Consider the following 22,340-nt stretch of genomic DNA (forward strand, 5'->3'; position numbering starts at 1 on the left):
GCCCGTTCGTGTGCGCCGCCTTGATCGACGGTGGCGCTCGGCTGCGTCGCTCGGCGCATTGACGTTGCCGGGCCAGGGCACGAAGCTCGACGGGCGGCAGAACGCCGGAGGAGCAGCGGATGGAGATCGTCGGCCGCGTGGTCGCGTATGTCCTGTCGGTCGGCGTGATCGGTGGGATCATTTTCGCGGCCATCGCCTTCGGCGCCCGGGCCAAGGCCGGGAAGGCCGCGGGCTGGGTCGCCGCCCGTGGCGAGGTGACGCGCGCGGCGCGTCCGACCGCTTGGGGCACGCTCGGGGGCGGACTGCGCTACCGTTACAGGTTCGGCGGCCGGGCCTATGAAGGCGGGCGCGTGCGGCTGATCGACTGGCCGGGGCGGCTCTGGCCCGATGCGGCGGCGGTACAGGCGCGACTTGCCGGGGCGCGCGACGTGGAGGTGAAGGTCAATCCCGCTTTGCCGGAGGATGCCGCCTTGGATCTCACCCCGCCGCCCGCCGCCTTCGGCTGGGCCGGTCTGGGCGTGACGCTCGTCTGTCTGCTGCTGCTGGGGCTTCGCCGCCTGCTGTGAGGCTCAATAGCCGAAATAGCGGACCGTCGCACCGACCACCACGGCGGCGAGGACGGCGAAGAAGTCGCTCTTGAGGAATTTCGCGGCGAGAAGAGCGGCCGCGAGGCCGAGGATCATAGCGAGGTCGCCGTGCGCGGCGGCGGGGGCGATGATCGCGATCAGCACCGCGCCCGGCAGGCATTCCAGGATACGCCGGACGCGCGGCGTCAGCGGCACGAAGCGCATCAGTACGAAGCCGGCTGTCCGGTTGAACAAGGTGGTGACCGCCATCACGGCGATCCCGGCGAGGGTCCCGGCATCGACGCTATTCATCGACGAACCCGCCCGCCACCGCGCCGGCCACGGCGCCGATGAAGATGAACCACCAGCCCGGCACCAAGAAGGAGGCGGCGACCGACACCGCCGCCGCCACGCCCCAGCCGACGAATTCCCGCCGCCCGCGCCAGTTCGGCACCAGCATGGCGATGAAGAAAGCGGGCACGACGAGGTCGATCGCCACCGCCTTCGGGTCCGGCAGCCCGCCGCCTAGCACCTGGCCGGCGGCGGAGGAGAGCACCCACATCAGCCAGGTGAACGCGCCGGACCCCACGAAATAGCCGACGTCGCGCCCGCCTTTCGTGTGGTAGCGCATGGTCGCCGCCCAATTGTTGTCGGCGAGGAAGAACAAGGTCGGGTAGGCCTGCCAGCCCGGCAACTGGCCGAGCCATGGCCGCATCGAGGCCGCCATCAGCAGGTGGCGCGTGTTCACGGTGAAGGTCAGGAAGCCGAGCGCGAGAAGTCCGCCGGGGGTCCAGTCGTTGGTCCAGCCTTCCAGCGCGACCATCTGGGCGAGCCCGGCGAAGACCAGGCCGCTCGACAGCGCGACTTCCAAGGCGGAGAAGCCCTTCTGCGCCGCCGCGGCACCGAAGGCGAGGCCGAACAGGCACATGCCCGGCATCATGGGCCCCATCACCCGGGCGCCTGCGAGAAAGCCGGCGCGGGTGAAGCGGACGCGGGGGGAAGCTGTGTCGTCCATAGCCCGGGGCACACGACATCCGGCACGAGAAGTTGGCCGCTTATGCAACAGGTGACGGCGCCGACCAACCCGATTTGCGCATGGCCGGGGGGCGAGCTACGCCGTCAGTGCGGGGGAGAGCAGCGTGTCCAGCCCCTCGTCCCAGGGCGGGACCGATCCGTACAGCGCCGCGAAATGGTCGATGAAGACCCGCACCTTCTGCGGCAGGAAGCGGCGCGAGGGGTAGACCGCGAACACGCCGACCCGGCTGGATGCGTGGAATGCCGGGAGCACCACCCGGAGCGCACCCGAGCGCAGTTCCGGCCCGACATCCCAGGTCGAGCGCAGCGCGATGCCCACGCCGGCGAGCACCGCCGCCCGGACCACCTCGTTGGAATTGGTCCGCAAGGTGGAATGCACCCGGTGGACCACAGGTCCCTCCGGCCCTTCCAGCCGCCACGGATCCTGGCTGTGCGTGGCGAGGAGGCGGTGGCCGGCGAGATCGGCGAAGTTTTGCGGCTCGCCCGCCTGCGCGAGATAAGCGGGGGTGGCGCAGAGCACGCGGTGGACCGGAGCGAGACGCCGCGCGACGAGGCTGGAATCCGAGAGGTCGGCGATGCGCACGGCGAGGTCGAAGCCCTCGCCGACGATGTCGACGAACGCGTCGGACAGTTCGAGGTCGACGGTCAGTTCGCGGTTGGCGTCCAGCAGCGGGCCGAGGTGTGGGGCGATGTGCAGCCGCCCGAATGAGGTCGGCGCCGCCACCCGCAACAGGCCGCGGGCTTCAGAGGAGCGCCGCGAAAGCTGGCTTTCTGCCTCCTCCAGAGAGGCGAGGATGGCAACCACCCGTTCGTAGAAACCCTGGCCGGCCTCGGTCAGCGTGACCTTGCGCGTGGTGCGCTGGAACAGCCGGGCGCCGACCCGCTCCTCCAGCCGCTGGACCCGCTTCGAGACCACGGGCGGGGACAGGCCCAGTTCCCGCCCCGCCGCCGACAGCGAGCCCGCTGTGACGATCCGCGCGAAGATTTCCAGGTCGCCCAGATTGCCGAGCATCGGCCGGCTCTCCGGCATCTGACGGCGCGGGGCTGGGCGGGCGGGATCGCGGCGCATTGTTTCCATGGGCGGGATGATTTTTAGCCGAAAGGGAAATAATGCGCGACAGCTTTTCGATCTGGAACGATTATAGTCGCAACCGGAAAGACATTTCCCAAGGTTTGAAAACAGGGTCAGGAACGCCGCAATGAGCCTCAGGCTTCCGGCTGCGGACGAGAGCGTGCTCGCGCGGCGGGCGCAGATCATCGCCGACCTCTCGGCCATCGTCCCCGGCGAGGGCGTCATCTCCCGCGAGCGGGAAATGCGGCCGTACGAATCCGATGGGGTGACGGCCTATAAGCAGATGCCCCTCGTCGTGGTGCTGCCCGAGACCACCGCGCAGGTGTGTCGGATTCTGAAATATTGCCACGACACCGGCGTGCGGGTGGTGCCGCGCGGCGCCGGGACGTCTTTGTCCGGCGGCGCGCTGCCGCTCGCCGACGGCGTGCTGCTGGCGATGGGCAAGTTCAACCGCATTCTCGACGTCGACTTCGCCAATCGCTGCGTCGTGGTGCAGCCGGGCGTGACCAATCTCGGCATCACCAAGGCGGTCGAGCACGAGGGCTTCTATTATGCCCCCGATCCCTCCTCGCAGATCGCCTGCACCATCGGCGGAAATGTCGGGGAGAATTCCGGCGGGGTGCACTGCCTGAAATATGGCCTCACCACCAACAATGTGCTCGGGGTCGAACTGGTGCTGATCACCGGCGAGGTGGTGCGGCTCGGCGGCAAGCATCTCGATGCCGGCGGGCTCGACCTGCTGGCGGCCGTGGTCGGTTCGGAAGGCCTGCTCGGCGTCGTGACCGAGGTGACGGTTCGCATCCTGAAGAAGCCGGACGTGGCGCGCGCCGTCCTCGTCGGCTTTCCGACCTCGGAGGATGCCGGCGACTGCGTTGCGCGGATCATCGGCGCGGGGATCATTCCCGCCGCCATCGAGATGATGGACCGCGACGCCATCGCCGCCGCCGAGGCCTTTGTGAATGTCGGCTATCCCCTCGATGTCGAGGCGCTGCTGATCGTCGAGCTGGACGGGCCGGAGGCCGAATGCGTCCATCTGCTCGAAGAGGTCCGAACCATCGCCGCGGCCTGCCGCGCCAGCACGCTGCGGGTGTCGGCGAGCGAGGAGGAGCGCCTCGGCTTCTGGGCCGGCCGCAAGGCGGCCTTCCCCGCAGTGGGACGGCTCTCGCCCGATTATCTCTGCATGGACGGCACGATCCCGCGCAAGCAATTGCCGCTGGTGCTCTCGCGCATGCGCGACATGTCCGCCCAGCACGGCCTCAGGGTCGCCAACGTATTCCATGCCGGCGACGGCAATCTGCATCCCCTCATTCTCTACGACGCCGCCTTGCCGGGCGAGATGGAGAAGGCGGAGACCTTCGGCTCCGACATTCTGAGACTCTGTGTCGAGGTCGGCGGGGTGCTCACCGGCGAGCACGGCGTCGGCGTCGAGAAGCGCGATCTCATGCCGACCATGTTCAACGAGGTGGACCTCGCCCAGCAGCAGCGCTTGAAATGCGCCTTCGACGATCAGGGCCTGCTCAATCCGGGCAAGGTCTTTCCGGTGCTGCGCCGCTGCGCCGAACTCGGCCGCATGCATGTCGGCGGCGGCGCGCTGCCGTTTCCCGATCTGCCGCGCTTCTGAGGCCCGGAATGTCCATGCCCGAGCTTGCGCGCATCACCGACGAGACCGAACTGGCCGAGGCCGTGTCCGCCGCCGCCGCCGAGGCTGCGACTCTCGAGATCGTCGCGGGCGGATCGAAGCGGGCTTTGGGCCGGGCCGGGCAGACCGCGCGCACCCTCGACGTCTCGGGCCTGTCCGGCCTGACGCTTTATGAGCCGGAGGAGCTCGTCCTCTCCGCCAAAGCGGGGACGCCGCTCGCCGACATCGAGGATCTTCTGGCGCGGCACCAGCAGATGCTCGCCTTCGAGCCGGTCGATCTCGGGCCCCTGTATGGCGGCCCGAGCGGTGCGGGAAGCGTCGGCGGAATGTTCGCCTGCAATCTTTCCGGCCCCCGCCGTCTCAGCCATGGCGCGGTGCGCGACCATGCGCTCGGCGCGCGCGCGGTCTCCGGCCGGGGGGAGCTCTTCAAGTCGGGCGGACGGGTGGTAAAGAATGTCACCGGCTACGACCTGCCGCGTCTGCTCGCCGGGTCGTTCGGCACGCTGGCGGTGCTCAGCGAGATCACGCTGAAGGTCCTGCCGCGGCCCGCTATGCAGGAGACCCTGCTGGTGTTCGGGCTCGGCCCCGATGCCGCGGCGCGGGCGATGAGCGCGGCGATGGGCTCCTCGTGCGAGGTGTCCGGCGCCGCCGCGCTGCCGGCATCGATCGTGCGCCGATGCCCGGAGATCCCCGCCGAGGTCTCGGTGGTGGCGTTCCGGCTGGAAGGGTTCGAGCCCTCGGTGCGGGCGCGGCGCGCCATGCTGATCACGGCGATGAGCTCGTTCGGCGCCGTGGAAGTGCTCGAAGCGGACGCCTCCGCCGCGCTCTGGGACATGGTGCGGAACGCGCTGCCGTTCGCCGGCACCGGGATGCGGGCCGTCTGGCGCCTCTCCACGTCACCCATGGCGGGGCCGGTCTTGGCGGAGGCCATGATGCGGGCGCTGGACGCGGAAGCCTATTGCGACTGGGCCGGCGGGCTCGTCTGGGCGCTGATGCCGGCCGAGGCGGCCGAGCCGGATGCGGTGCGCGAGATGCTGCGGCCGCATGGCGGGCACGCGACTTTGATCCGCGGCACGCCGGCGGAACGCGCCGGCGCCGTATTCCAGCCTCTGGAAGGGGCCCTCGACGCGCTCACCCGCCGCGTCAAAGCGGGCTTCGACCCACTTGCGATCCTCAATCCGGGGCGGATGCATGCGGGCATGTGACAGACGCAGGCGCCCGCGTTCAGGGCGGATCGCGGCGGGTCCGGCGGTCGAGGCGAAGGCGTGACATGAAAACCGAATTCTCCCTCGCGCAGCTCGCCGATCCGCGCATCCAGGAGGCGGACAAGATCCTCCGCGCCTGCGTGCATTGCGGCTTCTGCACCGCCACCTGCCCGACCTATGTCCTGCTCGGCGACGAGCTCGACAGCCCGCGCGGGCGCATCTACCTCATCAAGGACATGCTGGAGAATGACCGGCCGGCGACGGAGGACGTGGCGAAGCACATCGACCGCTGCCTCTCCTGCCTCTCCTGCATGACCACCTGCCCTTCCGGGGTCCATTACATGCACCTCGTCGACCAGGCGCGTGTGCATGTCGAGGAAACCTATCGCCGGCCCCCGATGGAGCGCCTGAATCGCGCGCTCCTGGCCGCGATCCTGCCCTATCGCGAGCGGTTCCGGCTGGCCTTGTTCGGCGCTGTGCTGGCGAAGCCGCTCGCGCCGCTCTTCGCGCTCGCCAAGCCGTTGCGTCCGCTCGCGGCGATGCTGCGGCTTGCGCGCATGCCGCACGGGCGGAGCGCGAGCGAGGCGCCGGGGGTGCGCCCCGCCGCCGGGCCGCGCCGGGCGCGGGTCGCGCTGCTGGGCGGCTGCGCCCAGCCGGCGCTGCGGCCGGAGATCGACGAAGCCGCGATGCGCCTGCTGCATCGGCTCGACGTCGAGGTGGTGCGGGTGGCGGGCGAGGGCTGCTGCGGCTCTCTCGTCCACCATATGGGCCGGGAGGCGCAGGCGAGCGCCTTGGCCAAGGCCAATATCGATGCCTGGATCCGCGAGATGGACGGCGAGGGGCTCGACGCCATTTTGGTCACCGTCTCGGGCTGCGGGACCTCCATCAAGGATTACGGCCACGGCTTTCGCCTCGATCCGGCCTATGCCGAGAAGGCGGCGCGGGTCTCCGCGATCGCCAAGGACGTCACCGAATTCCTGGCGACGCTCGGCTTGCCGCCTGTGGAGGTGCCGATGGGGCGCAAGGTCGCCTATCACGCCGCCTGCTCGCTCCAGCACGGCCAGAAGATCAAGGCGCCGCCGGTCGCGCTCCTGAAGGCGGCCGGCTTCGAGGTGGTCGAGCCGTTCGAAAGCCATCTATGCTGCGGCTCGGCCGGCACCTACAATATGCTTCAGAGCGAGATCGCCCGGCGCCTGCGCGACCGAAAGGTCGGCCATCTGGAGGCCCTGGCGCCGCAGATCATCGCCACCGGAAACATCGGCTGCATCACCCAGATCGGCAGCGGCACAGATCTGCCGGTCGTGCACACGGTGGAATTGCTGGACTGGGCGACGGGCGGGCCGATTCCCGGCCCGGTTGCCGCGCGGCAGCAGGCGGCGTGAGGCGGCTCTTTCGCTGCGGACGAAGCTTTGTTGCCCGAAGCTGATATAAACCCTACGGCATGCCTTGGGCTAACACGGGGCGCCCGCCGCAATCGGTCACGGAACCGCCCATGCCTCGTCCGTTCGACCTCACCCTCTATCTCGTCACCGACCCGCTGCAGACGGCGGCACGGGGTTTGTTGCGGACGGTCGAGGAAGCCGTCGCTGGGGGTGTCACCCTGGTCCAGCTCCGCGATCCGCACGCCAAGGGGCGTGACCTCGCCGAACAGGCGCGCGGCCTCGTCGCGCTGCTGCGGCCGCGCGGCATTCCCCTGATCGTCAATGACCGGATCGACGTCGCGCTCGCCGCCGATGCCGACGGCGTGCATCTCGGGCAGGACGACCTCGCGCCCGCCGATGCGCGGGCGATGCTGGGGCCGGAGCGCATCGTCGGCCTGTCCGTCGGAACGCTCGACGAACTCGCCGCCTCCGACCTCGCCGCGGTGGATTATGTCGGAACCGGCCCGGTGCGGGCGACCGGCACCAAGACCGACGCCGGAGCGGCCATCGGCGTGGCGGGCTTCGCCGCTCTGCGGCCGCACCTCCCGGTTCCGGTGGTCGGCATCGGCGGCATCGATCTCTCCCTCGCCGCGGCCGTGATCCGGTCCGGCGCCGACGGCATCGCGGTGGTTTCCGCGATCTGCGCCGCGCCCGATGCCCGAACGGCGGCGCGGCGCCTGCGGGAGGAGATCGCCGCCGCCCGGATTTAGCCGAAGCGCCGCCGCAGGCGGCCTCGGCCTTCGCTTCGCCTCATCGTCAGTTCAGCCAAGGAGACCGGCATCATGTCGACGCTCGCCACCCCGGAAGGGGTCGTCATCAAGGGGCCGCTCGGCCCGCGCTACGACGAAATCCTCACCCTCGACGCCCTCGCCTTCGTCGCCGAGCTGCATCGCGCGTTCGATGCGACGCGCAAGCGGCTGCTCGAGGCGCGCGCCGCCCGGCAGGCGCGCTTCGATGCCGGCGAACTGCCCGATTTTCTGCCCGAGACGCTGGCGGTGCGCGAAGCGGACTGGACCATCGCGCCGCTGCCGCAGGATCTGCTCGACCGGCGGGTCGAGATCACCGGGCCGGTGGACCGGAAGATGATCGTCAATGCGCTGAATTCCGGCGCCAAGGTCTTCATGGCGGATTTCGAGGACGCCTCGTCTCCGCTCTGGGCGAACATGATCGAGGGCCAGCTCAATCTGAAGGACCGCTGGGCCGGCAGCATCGACTTCCACGACCCGTCCAACGGCAAGGATTACAAGCTCGGCGACACGCCCGCGGTGCTGATCATCCGGCCGCGCGGCTGGCATCTGCCTGAGGCGCATGTCGAAGTGGACGGCGCGCCGGTCGCGGGGGCGCTGTTCGATTTCGGCCTCTATGCCTATCACAACGCCAATCTGGCCTTGGAGAAGGGGTCCGGCCCCTATTTCTACCTCCCCAAGACCGAAAGCCACCAGGAAGCGCGCCTCTGGAACGAGGTGTTCGTGCTGGCGGAGACCCGGCTCGGCCTGCCGGCGAGCAGCATCAAGGCGACGGTCCTGATCGAGACGCTGCCGGCCGTCTTCGAGATGGACGAGATCCTCTACGAATTGCGCGACCATGTGGCCGGGCTCAATATCGGTCGTTGGGACTATATTTTCTCCTTCATCAAGCGGCTCGGCAAGAACGCCCGCTTCCTCACGCCGGACCGCGCCCGCATGGTCATGAGCGAGGCCTTCCTGAAGGCCTATGGCGCGCTCCTGGTGAAGACCTGCCACCGGCGCGGGGCGTTCGCCATGGGCGGCATGGCGGCGCAGATCCCGGTGAAGGGCGACAAGGCGGCCAACGATGCCGCCTTCGCCAAGGTGCGTGCCGACAAGGAGCGCGAGGCCGGCGACGGCTGCGACGGGACCTGGGTGGCGCATCCCGACCTTGTCCCGGTCGCCAGGGAGGTGTTCGACCGCCTCATGCCCAGCCCCAACCAGCGCGACCGCATGCGCGACGACGTGAAGGTGACGCGCGACGACCTTCTGGTCGTGCATCAGGGCGCGCGTACCGAGGCCGGGGTGCGGGAGAATATCCGCGTCGGGGTGCAATATATCGAGGCATGGCTGCGCGGCCGCGGCGCCGTGCCGCTCTATAACCTGATGGAGGATGCCGCCACCGCCGAGATCAGCCGGGCCCAGCTCTGGCAGTGGATCCATCTCGGCGCCGAACTGGAGGATGGCCGCACCATGACGGCGGCGTTGTTCAGCGACCTGCTCGACGACGAGATGGCGAAGCTGCGGGACACGCTGGGGCCGACGGTGTTCGGTGCCGGGCGCTTTCCGGAAGCCATCAGGCTGTTCTCCGACATGACTTTGGCCAAGGATTTCGCGGAGTTCCTGACCCTTCCGGCGTACGAACTCGTGGCCTGAGGGCACGGCCAGCCATTTCCCCGGCCCCTTTGAAGAGGGTCGGGGGAGTGGCGTAATGCCGTAACGTAAACTTTAATAAAATTTCATCTGCCCGCCCCTTTTTGCGCCGCACGGTCATGCTCATATGCCTCCGCGTCACGAGACCGGAGACGGAAATGACCCCCGAAGAGCGTGCCCTCATCGACGGCCTGTTCGACCGCATGCGCGGCGCAGCCAGCCAGCCCCGCGACGCCGACGCCGAGGCGCTGATCGCGCGCCGGGTGGCGGAGATGCCGTTCGCACCCTATGCGCTGTCGCAGACGGTCCTGGTGCAGGAGCATGCCTTGAAGCAGGCCGCTGCCCGCATCGAGGAACTGGAAGACCAGGCGCGCCAGCAGGCCGCGCCGCAGCCGCAGAGCGGCGGCTTTCTGGGCGGCCTGTTCGGCGGCGGGCGCGGGACCTCGGTTCCCACCTCCGGCAGCCGCGGCACCGGGATGGCGCTGCCGGCGCAATCCGGGCAGCAAGGTTACGGGCAGCAGGGCTATGGCCAGCAGCCGAATTATCCGCAGGGCGCGCCCGGCGCGAGCCCGTGGGGCGGCCAGCAGCGGAGTGGCGGCTTCGGCGGCGGCGGCTTCCTGCAAGGCGCGATGGCGACTGCGGCCGGCGTCGCGGGCGGCATGCTGCTCGCGGACGGGATCCGCAACCTGATGTCCGGCGGGGAAGGCCCGGTCGCGCAGGCGGCCGCTGCCGAACTGCCGGCGGTCGAGACACCGGTCGCCGATACCGGCGATCTCGGCTCCCAGGCGCAGGACGCGCTCGGCGGCGGTGCCGACCAATGGGGCGCCGCGCCGCAGGATGCCAGCTTCGACGACGGCGATTCCGGCTGGGACAGCGGCGGCGACGATTCCAGCTGGGCCTGAACCCGTCGCGCGTGCCGAATTCGGTGCGCGCGCCCGGTAGGTCTCAATCCGACAGGCAGGCGCGGGCCTCCATCCGATAGGTTCGCGCCGCGCCGAGCATGTGCGCCTGAAACGCACCCGCGAACAGACCGGACAGCGCCGGGTGGCGCACGTTCAGGCCTCCGGCATAGGCGCCGAGCGCCGGCAGAACCATCCGCCGCTCATCGGTCGCGAAGCATTTCCGGCGGATCGAGCGGCCGCGCACCACCAGTCGCGCGGATGGATGCAGATGTCCGGCGACTTCGCCGGCCTGGGCTGTGCGGCTGGGCTCGTGGCGGAAGGTGAGGGCACCAATGGTGACCTCCCGCGCCCATTCTCCCCCGAGCAGGGGCGCGGGATCGGGATCGTGATTGCCGGCGATCCAGATGAAGGTCCGACTCGCCTGAATTGTACGGAGCCGGGCGAAGGCCGATGGCTGGAGGCGCTCGGCCCCGGTCCGGTCATGCAGACTGTCGCCCAGTGCGATCACGATGCGCGGACGCCACCGGGCGATCACCTGCTCGGCGCGCGCCAACGTGTCCTCGGTGTCGTAGGGCGGCAGCATCTGCCCCCGGCGCGCGAAGGACGATCCCTTTTCGAGATGCAGGTCCGACATCGCGACCAAATGCTCCGCCGGCCACACCAGGGCGCCCAACGGATCGAGAAGGATCTCGGCGCCGTTCAGCGGGATGGCGGGGGGCGGGGTCGAATCGGCGGCGGCGCGCATGCCGGGATATTGCCGGATGCGCGCCGATCGGCAAGCGGGCCCGGCGGCGTCCCGCTCTGCCGCGCTCATTTGAACAATTGGCGCAGTCCCGACGGCTGGCAGCGCAGATATTGGTCAGCGGCATGGACCGAGGCGCCGAGTGCGGCCGCCGCATGCCAAGGCCAGCGCGGATCGTAGAGAATGCCGCGGGCGAGAGCGATCGCGTCCGCCTTGCCGGAGGTGAGAATCTCCTCGGCATGGGCCGGATCGGTGATGAGGCCGACCGCCAAAGTCGGCAGCCCGGTCTCCTGCCGGATGCGGTCCGCGAACGGCACCTGATAGCCGGCCGAGACGGCGATCTGCTGCGCCGGCGAGAGGCCGCCGGATGAGACGTGAATCACATCGAGCCCGCGCGCCTGGAGCGCCTTGGCATAGACGATGCACTCCTCGACATCCCAGCCGCCCTCGACCCAGTCGGTCGCCGAGACACGGACGAAGACCGGCTTGTCGTCCGGCACCGCGGCGCGCACCGCATCGAATACTTCGAGCGGAAAGCGCATCCGGTTTTCCAGCGACCCGCCATAGGCGTCGGTTCGGGCATTGGAGAGCGGGGACAGGAACTGATGCAAAAGGTAACCATGGGCGGAATGGATCTCCACCATGTCGAAGCCGATGCGCATGGCGCGCTCGGTCGTCGCGACGAAGCCCGCTTTAACGCGCGCGAGGCCGTCTGCATCGAGCGCGATCGGGGCGACGTCGGCATTGCGGAACGGCAGGGCCGACGGCGCGACCGGAACCCAGCCGCCGTCCGCCTCGGCCACCTGCCCGCCGCCCTTCCAGGGCGCATAGGTCGACGCTTTGCGGCCGGCATGGCCGATCTGGACGCCGATCGGCATCGGCGACCAGGCGCGGACCCGGGCGATCACCTCGGCGAGGGCGGCCTCGTTCTCGTCCGACCACAGGCCGAGATCCTCGGGGGAGATGCGCCCCTCCGGCTCTACCGAGGTGGCTTCCAGGATCAGCAGGCCGGCGCCGGACTGCGAGAGCGTGCCGAGATGGATGAGGTGCCAGTCGCTCGCGGTGCCGTCCTTGGCGGAATATTGGCACATTGGCGCGATGACGATGCGGTTCGCGAGGGTGAGCGACCGCAGGGACCAGGGCGTGAACAAAGCGGACATGAGGCGTTTTCCCGAGGGGGGGGCTGGAGCGGGACAATAAGGCGCCCTTCTTAAAGGGCAAGGCCGGAGCGCCGCTTCGGGCGGGCGGCAGGGGTGTGGATCCGCGGTCCGACCGCATCCCCTCAGCGGGTGCGCGGCTTCGCCCGGTTGGTCGCCGGTGCGGCTTCCGGATCCTCGGGCCAAGGATGCTTGGGGTAGCGGCCGCGCATGTCCGCGCGCACGTCGCGCCACGAGCCGCGCCAGAATTGCGGCAGGTCCCGCGTCACCTGGATCGGGCGGTGGGCGGGCGAGAGCAGCGCCAAAGTGAGCGGCACGCGCCCCCCGGCGATGGTCGGATGGGTCTTCAGGCCGAACATTTCCTGCACCCGTACGGGCAGGACCGGTCCGTCTTCGCCATAGTGAATCGGCAGGCGCGATCCCGTGGGCGCCTCGTAATGGGTCGGGGCCTCCGCCTCGAGGCGGGCCGACAGGCCGTGGGGCAACAGCGCGCGCAGCGCGTTTGAGAGATCGTCGGCGCCGATTTCGGCGAGGGCGGACTTGCCCAGCAGGAAAGGCGCGAGCCAGTCTTCCAGGCTTGCGGTCAAGGCCGCGTCCGACAGATCGGGCCAGGGTTCGCCCTCGGCGCGGCGCAGGAAGCCGACGCGGTCGCGCCATTGCCAGAGGGCGGCCGTGAACGGCAGCCGATGGAGGCCGAGGTCCGCGATGCCGCGTGCCAAAACCTGCGCGCAGGTCGCGTCGGCCGCCACCGGCCGGGGGCGCTCGGCGAGGACGAGGGCGCCGAGCCGCCGCGTCTCGCGCGCCCGTACCGCCGCCGCCTCGCGGTCGAACGCGATCTCGGTCGTGGTGTGGATCTGCGAGTCGAACAGACGCTCCAAATCCTCCTCGGGCAGTGCGGCGGCGAGCAGGATGCGCGCGGCGTCCGCCCGGCCGGACAGTTCCGCGACCGCCAGATATGGGGCGCGGGCAAGCGGCAGCGCGGCATCCATCACCGCACCGCGCCCGTTGGCGAGAACGAATCGCGTCCCGTCGCCGCGCGCCCGCGCCACGCGATCGGGAAAGGCGCGGACCAGCAAAGCGGCGGGCGAAGGCGGAGCGGTCCTGCGCGCCGCGCCTCCGGCCGCTTCCGACCACCGCGCGGCGAGCCGGCGGGCTTCGTCGGCGCGGCGGGAGCGGTCGCGGCGGAAATCCTCCAGCCGGTGGGCGAGGTCCACGCTATCGCCGCCCAGCCCACGCTCGACCAGAACGGCGGCGATCTCGGCCGCCTGCAGGCCGGCCCCCGCATCCGCCCCCATCACCACCATGTGGGCGAGGCGCGGCGGCAGCGGCAACAGCGCCATCCGGCGTCCGAGTGGCGTCACCGCGCCCCCTGCATCGAGCGCGCCGAGCAGCGTGAGGAGCGCACGCGCCTCGCCGAGTGCAGGCAGAGGCGGCGGGTCGAGGAAGGCGAGGCTGCGCGGGTCGCGCACACCCCATGCGGCGAGGTCCAGCACCAGGCCGGACAGGTCGGCCGCGAGGATTTCCGGGGGAGCGAATGGTGCGAGGCTCGCCGTCTCGCCCTCGGTCCAGAGCCGATAGCAGATGCCCGGCTCGGTTCGGCCGGCGCGTCCCCGCCGCTGGTCGGCGGCGGCGCGCGACACCCGCACCGTTTCGAGCCGCGTCAGCCCCACGTCCGGCTCGAAGCGCGGGACGCGCGCAAGGCCGCTGTCCACCACGACCCGCACGCCCGCGATGGTGAGGCTGGTCTCGGCGATCGAGGTGGCGAGCACCACTTTCCTGCGACCGGGCGGCGCGGGGGCGACCGCCTGGTCCTGCGCCGCGGCGTCGAGCGCCCCGAACAATGGCACGATGTCGATGGCGGGGTCGCCGACCCGCTCGCGCAGCAGGCTCTCGACCCGCCGGATTTCCCCTGCGCCCGGCAGAAAGACGAGAACCGATCCGGTCTCCGCCGACAGCGCGCGCAGCACGGCGTCGGCCGTCTGCCGATCGATGCCGGTGCGCGGATCGCGGCCGAGATAGCGCGTGTCGACTGGAAACGCCCGGCCGGCGCTTTCGATGACCGGCGCCGCCGCGCCCGCCGTGCCGAGAAGGGCGGCGACGCGCGCGCCGTCGAGCGTCGCCGACATGGCGAGCAGCCGCAGGTCCTCGCGCAGTCCGCGCTGCGCATCGAGCGCCAGGGCGAGCCCGAGATCGGCATCGAGCGAACGTTCGTGGAATTCGTCGAACAGCACCGCGGCGACGCCGGACAGTTCCGGATCGTCGAGGATCATGCGGGTGAACACGCCCTCGGTGATGACCTCGATGCGGGTGTGCCGCGAGACCTCGGACTTCAGCCGCACCCGATAGCCGACGCGCCCGCCGACGGCTTCGCCGAGACTTTGCGACATGCGGGCCGCGGCGGCGCGGGCGGCGAGGCGGCGGGGCTCCAGCACAAGGATCTTGCCGCCGCCGACCCAGGCCTCGTCCATCAGCGCGAGCGGGACGCGTGTCGTCTTACCGGCGCCGGGCGGCGCCACGAGCACGGCGCAGGGCTGCGCCGCGAGGGCCGCGCGTAGGGCCGGCAGGGCGTCGTCGATCGGCAGCGGCGCGTCGTGCATCATTTAAGGGTCCCGGGCCGACATGGCCCCATCTCGTCCAGACCCCGGCGGTAGCACATCGCGCGGTCCGCCCTCCAGGCGTCGGGCAACGGGGGCCGGGCGACAAAGCCGGCCGCTTGCCGTATCTACGGGGGCAGCGCCCGGCCGCCTCCCGGGGCGCTCAACCCTCGATGCATGCGTTCACGGGTATCCCATGTCTTCCGCTCCGTCCTCTCTCACCGATCGGGTTCAAACCTTCTCCTTCGACGACGGGCTCGCGGCGGTCCGCTTCATCGGGGCCGCGTGCGCCTTTATCGAGGAAGCCGGCACGGCGACCATTGCCGGCAACGGAGGCGGCCGTTTCGCGTTGCATGACGGCGTGGTCCTGGAGACCGCGGGCGACGGCCGGCGGCTGCTGACCTGCGGCGATGATGGAACCGTGCGCCAGCTCGACGCCGATGGAACGGTAACGATCCGCGCCTCTCAGAAGGGCCGCTGGGTCGACCATGTCGCGCTTGGTCCGGACGACAGCTTCGCCTATTCGGTCGGCAAGACAGCTTATATGGTGCCGGCTAAGGGAGAGCCGAAGAGCCTGGATCTGCCGTCGACGGTCGGCGGGCTCGCCTTCGCCCCGAAGGGCATGCGGCTCGGCATCGCGCATTATGGCGGCGCGACCCTGTGGTTCCCGAATGCCCAGGGGGTAAAGCCGGAAACGCTCGTCTGGAAGGGCTCGCATCTCGGCATCGTGTTCAGCCCCGACAGCCGGTTCGTGATCACCACGATGCAGGAGCCCGCGCTGCACGGCTGGCGCCTCGTGGATGCCAAGCACATGCGCATGACGGGCTATCCGGCGCGGGTCAAATCCTTCACTTTCACCAGCGATGGGAAGTGGCTCGCCTCCTCGGGCTCCGGCGAAGTGATCCTTTGGCCGTTCGCCACCAAGGAGGGACCCATGGGCAAACAGCCCGGCATGCTCGCCCCGTCCTCGACCGGCCGCGTGACGCAGGTCGCCTGCCATCCGAAGGATCCCGTTGTCGCTGTCGGCTATGAGGACGGCATGGTTCTGATGGCGCGGATCTCCGACGGCGCCGAAATCCTGCTGCGGGCACCCGACGGCGCGGCGGTGTCTTGCGCGGCGTGGCGAGCCGACGGCGGCGCGGTGGCGTTCGGCACGGTCAAGGGGGGCGCGGGCCTGCTGGAGTTCTGACCCGGCGCGCGCGGCGGCACGTCGCAGGGCTGTCACCACGCAGGGCTATGGGCTAACGTAATCATCTCGCAAGCGCGAGATGGATCGTCGACCGGAAGAGGGGGAGCCTCCCATGAAGATCGAAGACGTGCGGCGTACGGCTTATTCGATGCCGCTGACCAATCCCGCCTATCCGCGCGGACCCTACCGCTTCTTCGATCGCGAATTCATGATCATCACCTACCGGACCGACATCGAGGCGCTGCGCCGGGTCGTCCCCGAACCGCTCGAAGTGTTCGAGCCGCTGGTGAAGTACGAGTTCATCCGCATGCCGGATTCCACAGGCTTCGGCGATTACACCGAGACCGGACAGGTCATCCCGGTGAAATACCAGGGCGTGGAGGGTGGCTATGTCCACTCCATGTACCTCGACGACGAGGCGCCGATCGCCGGCGGGCGCGAGCTGTGGGGCTTCCCCAAGAAGTATGCCCATCCGAAGATGGAAGTGGAGAAGGACGTCCTCGTCGGGCGCCTGCATTACGGCAAGACGCTCTGCGCCGAAGCCACGATGGGCTACAAGCATGTCGCCGCCGACAAGGATGCGGTCATGACCGCGCTGAAGGCGCCCAATTTCATGATCAAGATCATCCCGCATGTCGACGCCACGCCGCGCATCTGCGAGCTGGTGCGGTATTATCTCGAGGACATCGATCTGAAGGAATGCTGGGTCGGCCCCGGCGCCCTCGGTCTCTACCCGCACGTGATCTGCGACGTCGCGCGGCTTCCGGTTCTCGAAGTCGTCTCGGCCCTGCATTTGCGGGCGGACCTGACGCTCGGCATGGGCGAGGTCATGTACGACTATCTCGCCGAGGCCAAATGATCACCTGCCGGGCCGCACGGCGGATTGCACCCCGCGCGGCCCGGCGTCATGTTTCTGCGGCGCGAGGTTCGCCGCGAGCGGTTGAGGGGGGCAAATGAGCACGCTGCTGAGCGAGGTTCCCGACGACATCCGCGACGTCGTATCGGACTACGACCGGGTCGCGCTGGTGTTCCAAGGTGGTGGAGCGCTGGGCGCCTATCAGGCAGGCGTCTATGAGGCCCTGTCTCTGGCCGGTGCCGAGCCGAATTGGGTGTCGGGGGTCTCCATCGGCGCGATCAATTGTGCCCTCATCGCTGGCAACCTTCCGGAAAACAGGGTTCCCCGCCTGCGCGAGTTCTGGGACACCGTCTCAGGCCGTAAGATCTGGGCGTTTACGCCGGAAGGCGACATTTACCGCACCCTGCGAAACCAGATGAGTGCGTTCGCCACGATCAATCTCGGCCAGCCCGGCTTCTTCAAGCCGCGCTTTCCTACCCCGTGGATGATGCCGCGCGGTGCGGACGGGGCGACCAGCTTCTATGACACCGCGCCGCTGCGCGACACATTGCTGCGGCTGGTCGATTTCGACCTGATCAATAGCGGGCAGAAGCGCTTCTCGGTCGGTGCGGTGAACGTGCGCACCGGGAATTTCGTTTATTTCGACAACACCACGCATCGGATCGGCCCTGAACACGTCATGGCGAGCGGCGCCCTGCCGCCGGCTTTTCCGCCGGTGCGCATCGACGGCGAATTTTATTGGGACGGCGGCGTGGTCTCCAACACCCCGCTGCAATGGCTGCTCGACCAGCCGGAGCATCCGAGCGCGCTGGTCTTCCAGGTCGATCTGTTCTCCGCGCGCGGCGACCTGCCGCGCGACATGTTCGACGTGATCGAGCGGCAGAAGGATATCGGCTATTCCAGCCGCACGCGGTCCATGACGGACTTCTTCCGCCGGGTGCAGATGCTGCGCTCCAAGCATGCCGAGGCGCTTCAGCGCATTCCCGAGCAGCTTCGGACGGATGAGGATTGCCAGATCCTTGAAGAATACGAGCGCTCAGGGCCGGTTAATATCTGCCACCTGATCTACCAGGAAAAGACCTACGAGCGCGATTTCAAGGATTACGAATTCTCCGGCACCTCGATGCGCGACCATTGGCAGTCGGGCTACGAGGACACGCTCAAGACGCTGCGCCGCCGCGACTGGCTGACGAAGCCCACCAAGCACACCGCCATTGTGGTGCACGACGTTCACCGCGTCGAGGATTGACGGCCGTGCGCCACGGGCCGTCTGGGTCGTGCGAGGTGCGAGAGAAACGTTCGCGCCCGTGCTGCTCGGGTCCGGGCTGGCTGCACCGGGCTCCGTCGCCGGGACGTGCCGACGACGGATGCAGTGCTCTTGCGGCACGCGGCGAACGTCCGCCACCGGCCTCCCGTCAAAGCCGGCGATCCGTCCTGACGCAATTCTAAAAATACACTTCCCGGACCAGAGGGGATCGCGGTCCGATCGGGGCGGTCGTTAGAATTCGACGTCCAGCTCTTCCATCTCTTCGGGCTCCGCCATCGCGCCGGCGATCCATTCCTGCATGAGCGGATGGGCCATGATCATGGCGCGGTAAGCATCGCAGGCGGGGTCAAGGGGAACGGAATAGGTCGTGAAGCGGGAGCAGACCGGGGCGTACATCGCGTCCGCGAGGGTGAAGTTCCGCCCCATCAAAAACGGGCCGCCATGGGCGGCGAAGCAACCGCGCCAGATCGCGACGATGCGTTCGATGTCGGCCTGGGCGCCGGCCCAGACTTTGAACCCAGGATATTTGCCTTTGATGTTCATCGGCAGCGCGGAGCGCATATTGGCGAAGCCGGAATGCATCTCGCCTGCTATCGACCAGCAATGCGCCCGGGCGGCGCGGTCGGCCGGATGGAGGCCGGCATCCGGAAACAGCTCGTTGAGATAGGAGGCGATGGCCAGCGTGTCCCAAACAGTCACCCCTTCGTGCACCAGACGGGGCACCAGGAAGGAGGGCGAGAGCAGGAGAAGCTCCGCGCGGGCCGCCGGATCGTCGACTGGAACCCGCTCCTCTTCGAACGCCAGGCCAACCATCCGGCACAGCAACCAGCCGCGCAGGGACCAGGACGAATAGTTCTTGCTGGAAATGGTCAGCGTGGTCATGGACATCACCGAATTTCGATGCGGCGTCGCCCAATCTTAGCTGTTGCGTGTTGCAATGCACCACCCCCCGTTCCAATATCTCTCGCAAGGGGTGTGACCGGTGGGCGCGGGGAAAGGTGCGGAGTCCGCGCGCCATCAAGTTCTTGCCACTTTCCGTCCGGCCTGGAGCCGGGCCTCGAACCCAGCGGGGCAGGCGCCGCGGTGACGCGACGGGGCGGCTGCCGCTCTCACTTGCGGGCGCCTTTCGAAGGGTGAAGGATGCACAATCTGAGTGGCTTCGGGGCGGACGCGACACTGACCGAACCGGTCCCGCCCTTCGGGATCAAGCCCACCATCCGGCGCTGGACCCTATGATGTACCTCGCCTACCAGACCCAAGCCGATCTGATGGAGCCCGTCCGGTTCGGGGCGCGCCTTGCGCGTCGGATGCTCGATCACCCGCTGATGGCAGCCTTCGAAAACCGCGGGCTGCGCCATCTTGCCGCAGCCTACGAAATGGTGGAGCGCGCCGGCCTCAGCCATGGCCGCCCGCCATTCGAGATCGCGAGCACGTTGGTGGGCAATCGGGAACTCGAAGTCACCGAGGATCCGGTCTACCGGCTTCCGTTCGGCACCCTTCTGCGGTTCAAGAAGGATGTCGACGTGCCCCAGCCGCGCGTGCTGGTGGTGGCACCGATGTCCGGCCATTTCGCCACATTGCTCGCGGGCACCGTGCGCACCCTGCTGCCGGACCACGACGTCTTCATCACCGATTGGCACAATGCCCGCGACGTGAGCCTGGAGCACGGGCCCTTCGCCTTCGACGATTATGTCGAGCACGTCATCAAATTTCTCGAATGGATGGGGCCGGGCGCGCATCTCGTCGCGGTGTGCCAGCCCTGTGTGCAGGCCTTGGTGGCCGCAGCCGTGATGGCGCAGGAATCAAATCCCGCCCAACCGCGCAGCATGACCTTGATGGCCGGGCCGATCGATTGCCGCATCAATCCCACCAAGGTCAATCAGCTCGCGCAGTCGAAACCCATCGAATGGTTCGAGCGCAATCTGATTTCGCGGGTGCCGATGGGCTTCGAGGGCTCGGGGCGTCGGGTCTATCCCGGCTTCGTCCAGCTCTCGGCCTTCGTGTCCATGAACATGACGCGCCATATGAAGGCGCATTTCGAACTCTATGACAATCTCGCCAACGGCGAGGCGGAGAAGGCGCAGACCGCCAAGACGTTTTATGACGAATATTTCGCCGTTCTCGATCTCGCTGCGGAATTCTATCTCGAGACTGTGCAGTACGTGTTCCAGGAATACCGGCTGCCGAAGGGCGAATTGACGTATCGCGGCGGCAAGATCGATTTCGGTGCGATCCGCCGCACCGCGCTCCTGACAGTCGAGGGCGAGCGCGACGACATCTGTTCGCTCGGCCAGACGGTCGCGGCGCAGGAAATCTGCGCCAATCTGCGCCCGCACCGCAAACGCCATCACATGCAGGCGGGTGTCGGCCATTATGGCGTCTTCAGCGGGAAGAAATGGGCCGGGCAGGTCTATCCCCTGGTCAAGAACCACATCCTCGCCAGCGACTGACGGGCGCGCGGCGCTCGATCTGCCGACCCGGCCGTCGCCCGGTTCGCCGGTCGCGATCGACGACGCGGCGCTGATCCAAGCGAGGCCGTGGAACCCGGCGCGTTGACGGCAGCATCGAAAAGCAGATCCGGCGATCGGGCATGACATCGGCCGATCGCGGCAGGATGTCGAAGCGGGTATCGGGCGCCAATCTCCCGCAGTCTGCGATTTAAGCCCAGGCTTCTGCTGCGAAATGTGAAGCTTATGTGTCGGCTTCCCTCGGCCGGCGGGAGATTGCCCTGCGTCGACCCGCTCTCTACCCCGCACGCGACCATTTCGATGCCGTGCGTGTTGACGCCGCCGCCGGCCGTCCTCATGGTGCGCCCGCCCTACGAGAGCGGGGGCTTTGCCGAGGAGTGACGCAATCATGAGCGAATGGCCGGTTCACGCGACCATCGACGGCCCCATCGTGATGATCGGCTTCGGGTCGATCGGCCGGGGGACTTTGCCGCTCATCGAGCGCCATTTCAGCTTCGATCGCTCCCGTTTCGTCGTCATCGATCCGGTCGACGACGACCGCGCCCTGCTCGATTCGCGCGGAATCCGCTTCATCCAGGCCGAGGTCACCGCCGAAGGCTATCGCGATCTGTTGACGCCGCTCCTCACCGCGGGTGGCGGACAGGGGTTCTGCGTGAACCTGTCGGTCGACGTGTCCTCCGTGGCGGTGATGGAACTCTGCCGCGAGCTCGGCTGCCTCTATATCGACACCGTGATCGAGCCCTGGAAGGGCTTCTATTTCGACGACCGGCTCGGGCCCGAGGCGCGGTCGAACTATGCCTTGCGCGAGGGCCTGCTGGATGCGCGCCGCCGGGCGCCCGGCGGTCCGACCGCCGTGTCGACCTGCGGCGCCAATCCCGGCATGGTCTCCTGGTTCGTCAAGCAGGCGCTGCTCAACATCGCCGCCGATACCGGCCTCGACCGGCCGGAGCCGCGCAACCGCGAGGAATGGGCGCAGCTCGCACGTGCGCTCGGCGTCAAGGGCATCCACATCGCCGAGCGCGACACGCAGCGCGCCCGCGATCCCAAGCCGCACGACGTCTTCGTCAACACCTGGTCGGTGGAAGGTTTCGTCTCGGAGGGGCTCCAGCCCGCCGAACTCGGCTGGGGCACGCACGAAAAGCAGGTGCCGCCGGACGGGCGTACGCACGCCTCCGGCTGCGGCGCGGCAATCTATCTGATGCATCCTGGTGCCGACACGCGGGTGCGCAGCTGGACGCCGACTCCGGGGCCGCAATTCGGTTTCCTCGTCACCCACAACGAGTCGATCTCGATCGCGGATTATCTCACGGTGCGCGACGGCGGCCAGGTGATTTACCGGCCCACCTGCCATTACGCCTACCATCCGAGCAACGACGCGGTTCTCTCGCTGCACGAAATGTTCGGATCCGGCGGGCGCATGCAGAGCGACTGGAAGATTCTCGACGAGCACGAAATCGTCGACGGGATCGACGAGCTCGGCGTGCTGATCTACGGCCACGCCAAGAACGCCTATTGGTTCGGCTCGCAGCTTTCCATCGAAGAGACCCGCAAGCTCGCGCCCTATCAGAATGCGACCGGCCTGCAGGTGACCTCGGCCGTGCTCGCGGGCATGGTGTGGGCGCTGGAAAATCCCACCGCCGGCATCGTCGAGGCCGACGAGATGGATTTCCGCCGCTGCCTCGAGATCCAGATGCCCTATCTCGGTCCGGTGATCGGCACCTATACCGACTGGACACCCCTCACCGAACGCGTGCGCCTGTTCCCCGAGGACCTCGACCTCGAGGATCCCTGGCAGTTCAAGAACATCATCGTGCGCTAGCGCGGCGCGATCGGGGGGACGCTGCCCCGC

The 22,340-nt window shown here is 68.6% G+C and carries 19 protein-coding genes; 12 read left to right on the forward strand and 7 right to left on the reverse strand.

Annotation, left to right across the window (positions count from 1 at the left end; genetic code table 11):
• The first annotated feature begins 119 nt into the window (after nt 1-119).
• Complete coding sequence (locus EDC64_RS05265; RefSeq protein WP_132030205.1) at nt 120-566, forward strand: DUF3592 domain-containing protein; 447 nt, start codon at nt 120-122, stop codon at nt 564-566.
• A gap of 3 nt (nt 567-569) precedes the next feature.
• Here EDC64_RS05265 and EDC64_RS05270 read toward each other — a convergent pair whose 3' ends face one another.
• The 3 genes from EDC64_RS05270 to EDC64_RS05280 form a co-directional block, all read right to left on the reverse strand.
• On the reverse strand, nt 570-878 hold the full coding sequence (locus tag EDC64_RS05270; protein ID WP_132030206.1) for an AzlD family protein: 309 nt from the start codon (nt 876-878) through the stop codon (nt 570-572).
• Nucleotides 871-1,581, reverse strand: a complete 711-nt coding sequence (locus tag EDC64_RS05275) for an AzlC family ABC transporter permease (RefSeq protein WP_132030207.1) — start codon at nt 1,579-1,581, stop codon at nt 871-873. Before EDC64_RS05275 ends, EDC64_RS05270 begins: the two co-directional genes overlap by 8 nt.
• 96 nt (nt 1,582-1,677) lie before the next feature.
• Entirely contained in the window at nt 1,678-2,613 is a 936-nt protein-coding gene (locus EDC64_RS05280; RefSeq protein ID WP_132030208.1) for a LysR family transcriptional regulator, read from the reverse strand.
• Between the two features lie 187 nt (nt 2,614-2,800).
• Here EDC64_RS05280 and EDC64_RS05285 point away from each other — a divergent pair, with 187 nt between their 5' ends.
• The 6 genes from EDC64_RS05285 (at nt 2,801) to EDC64_RS05310 (ending at nt 10,218) form a co-directional block, all read left to right on the forward strand.
• Complete coding sequence (locus EDC64_RS05285) at nt 2,801-4,294, forward strand: FAD-linked oxidase C-terminal domain-containing protein (protein ID WP_132030209.1); 1,494 nt, start codon at nt 2,801-2,803, stop codon at nt 4,292-4,294.
• Between the two features lie 8 nt (nt 4,295-4,302).
• On the forward strand, nt 4,303-5,517 hold the full coding sequence (gene glcE / locus EDC64_RS05290) for a glycolate oxidase subunit GlcE (protein ID WP_207915905.1): 1,215 nt from the start codon (nt 4,303-4,305) through the stop codon (nt 5,515-5,517).
• 65 nt (nt 5,518-5,582) lie between these two features.
• On the forward strand, nt 5,583-6,899 hold the full coding sequence (gene glcF / locus EDC64_RS05295; RefSeq protein WP_132030211.1) for a glycolate oxidase subunit GlcF: 1,317 nt from the start codon (nt 5,583-5,585) through the stop codon (nt 6,897-6,899).
• Between the two features lie 110 nt (nt 6,900-7,009).
• Nucleotides 7,010-7,648, forward strand: coding sequence for a thiamine phosphate synthase (thiE, locus tag EDC64_RS05300; protein ID WP_132030212.1), 639 nt, complete (start codon nt 7,010-7,012; stop codon nt 7,646-7,648).
• A 72-nt stretch (nt 7,649-7,720) separates the two neighbouring features.
• On the forward strand, nt 7,721-9,319 hold the full coding sequence (gene aceB, locus EDC64_RS05305) for a malate synthase A (protein ID WP_132030213.1): 1,599 nt from the start codon (nt 7,721-7,723) through the stop codon (nt 9,317-9,319).
• 155 nt (nt 9,320-9,474) lie between these two features.
• Nucleotides 9,475-10,218: a DUF2076 domain-containing protein gene (locus tag EDC64_RS05310; RefSeq protein WP_132030214.1), complete on the forward strand. Its 744-nt coding sequence runs from the start codon at nt 9,475-9,477 to the stop codon at nt 10,216-10,218.
• A gap of 43 nt (nt 10,219-10,261) precedes the next feature.
• On the opposite strand, the gene pdeM is transcribed toward EDC64_RS05310, so the two are convergent.
• The 3 genes from pdeM to hrpB all read right to left on the reverse strand — a co-directional run bounded on the left by pdeM (nt 10,262) and on the right by hrpB (nt 14,717).
• Nucleotides 10,262-10,963, reverse strand: coding sequence for a ligase-associated DNA damage response endonuclease PdeM (gene pdeM / locus EDC64_RS05315; RefSeq protein WP_132030215.1), 702 nt, complete (start codon nt 10,961-10,963; stop codon nt 10,262-10,264).
• 65 nt (nt 10,964-11,028) lie between these two features.
• Nucleotides 11,029-12,120: an NADH:flavin oxidoreductase/NADH oxidase gene (locus tag EDC64_RS05320; protein WP_132030216.1), complete on the reverse strand. Its 1,092-nt coding sequence runs from the start codon at nt 12,118-12,120 to the stop codon at nt 11,029-11,031.
• A 122-nt stretch (nt 12,121-12,242) separates the two neighbouring features.
• Nucleotides 12,243-14,717, reverse strand: coding sequence for an ATP-dependent helicase HrpB (gene hrpB / locus EDC64_RS05325; protein WP_420808946.1), 2,475 nt, complete (start codon nt 14,715-14,717; stop codon nt 12,243-12,245).
• Between the two features lie 190 nt (nt 14,718-14,907).
• Between hrpB and EDC64_RS05330 the strand changes: the two genes are divergently transcribed.
• From EDC64_RS05330 to EDC64_RS05340, 3 genes are all read left to right on the forward strand, one after another.
• Nucleotides 14,908-15,900, forward strand: coding sequence for a WD40 repeat domain-containing protein (locus EDC64_RS05330; RefSeq protein ID WP_132030217.1), 993 nt, complete (start codon nt 14,908-14,910; stop codon nt 15,898-15,900).
• Nucleotides 15,901-16,012: 112 nt separating this feature from the next.
• Nucleotides 16,013-16,759, forward strand: coding sequence for an acetoacetate decarboxylase (locus EDC64_RS05335; protein ID WP_132030218.1), 747 nt, complete (start codon nt 16,013-16,015; stop codon nt 16,757-16,759).
• A gap of 94 nt (nt 16,760-16,853) precedes the next feature.
• Nucleotides 16,854-18,005 carry a patatin-like phospholipase family protein gene (locus EDC64_RS05340; protein ID WP_132030219.1) on the forward strand — a complete coding sequence of 384 codons (1,152 nt, stop codon included), beginning with the start codon at nt 16,854-16,856 and terminating at the stop codon, nt 18,003-18,005.
• Nucleotides 18,006-18,254: 249 nt separating this feature from the next.
• Here the strand turns inward: EDC64_RS05340 and EDC64_RS05345 are convergent, their stop codons facing one another.
• On the reverse strand, nt 18,255-18,911 hold the full coding sequence (locus EDC64_RS05345; RefSeq protein WP_132030220.1) for a glutathione S-transferase family protein: 657 nt from the start codon (nt 18,909-18,911) through the stop codon (nt 18,255-18,257).
• A gap of 344 nt (nt 18,912-19,255) precedes the next feature.
• On the opposite strand from EDC64_RS05345, the gene EDC64_RS05350 reads away from it, so the two are divergent.
• Entirely contained in the window at nt 19,256-20,473 is a 1,218-nt protein-coding gene (locus EDC64_RS05350; protein WP_132030221.1) for a polyhydroxyalkanoate depolymerase, read from the forward strand.
• A 406-nt stretch (nt 20,474-20,879) separates the two neighbouring features.
• Entirely contained in the window at nt 20,880-22,310 is a 1,431-nt protein-coding gene (locus EDC64_RS05355) for a homospermidine synthase (protein ID WP_132030222.1), read from the forward strand.
• The last annotated feature ends 30 nt before the right edge of the window (nt 22,311-22,340 follow it).

This window comes from Aquabacter spiritensis (assembly GCF_004346185.1).
GTDB lineage: Bacteria > Pseudomonadota > Alphaproteobacteria > Rhizobiales > Xanthobacteraceae > Aquabacter > Aquabacter spiritensis.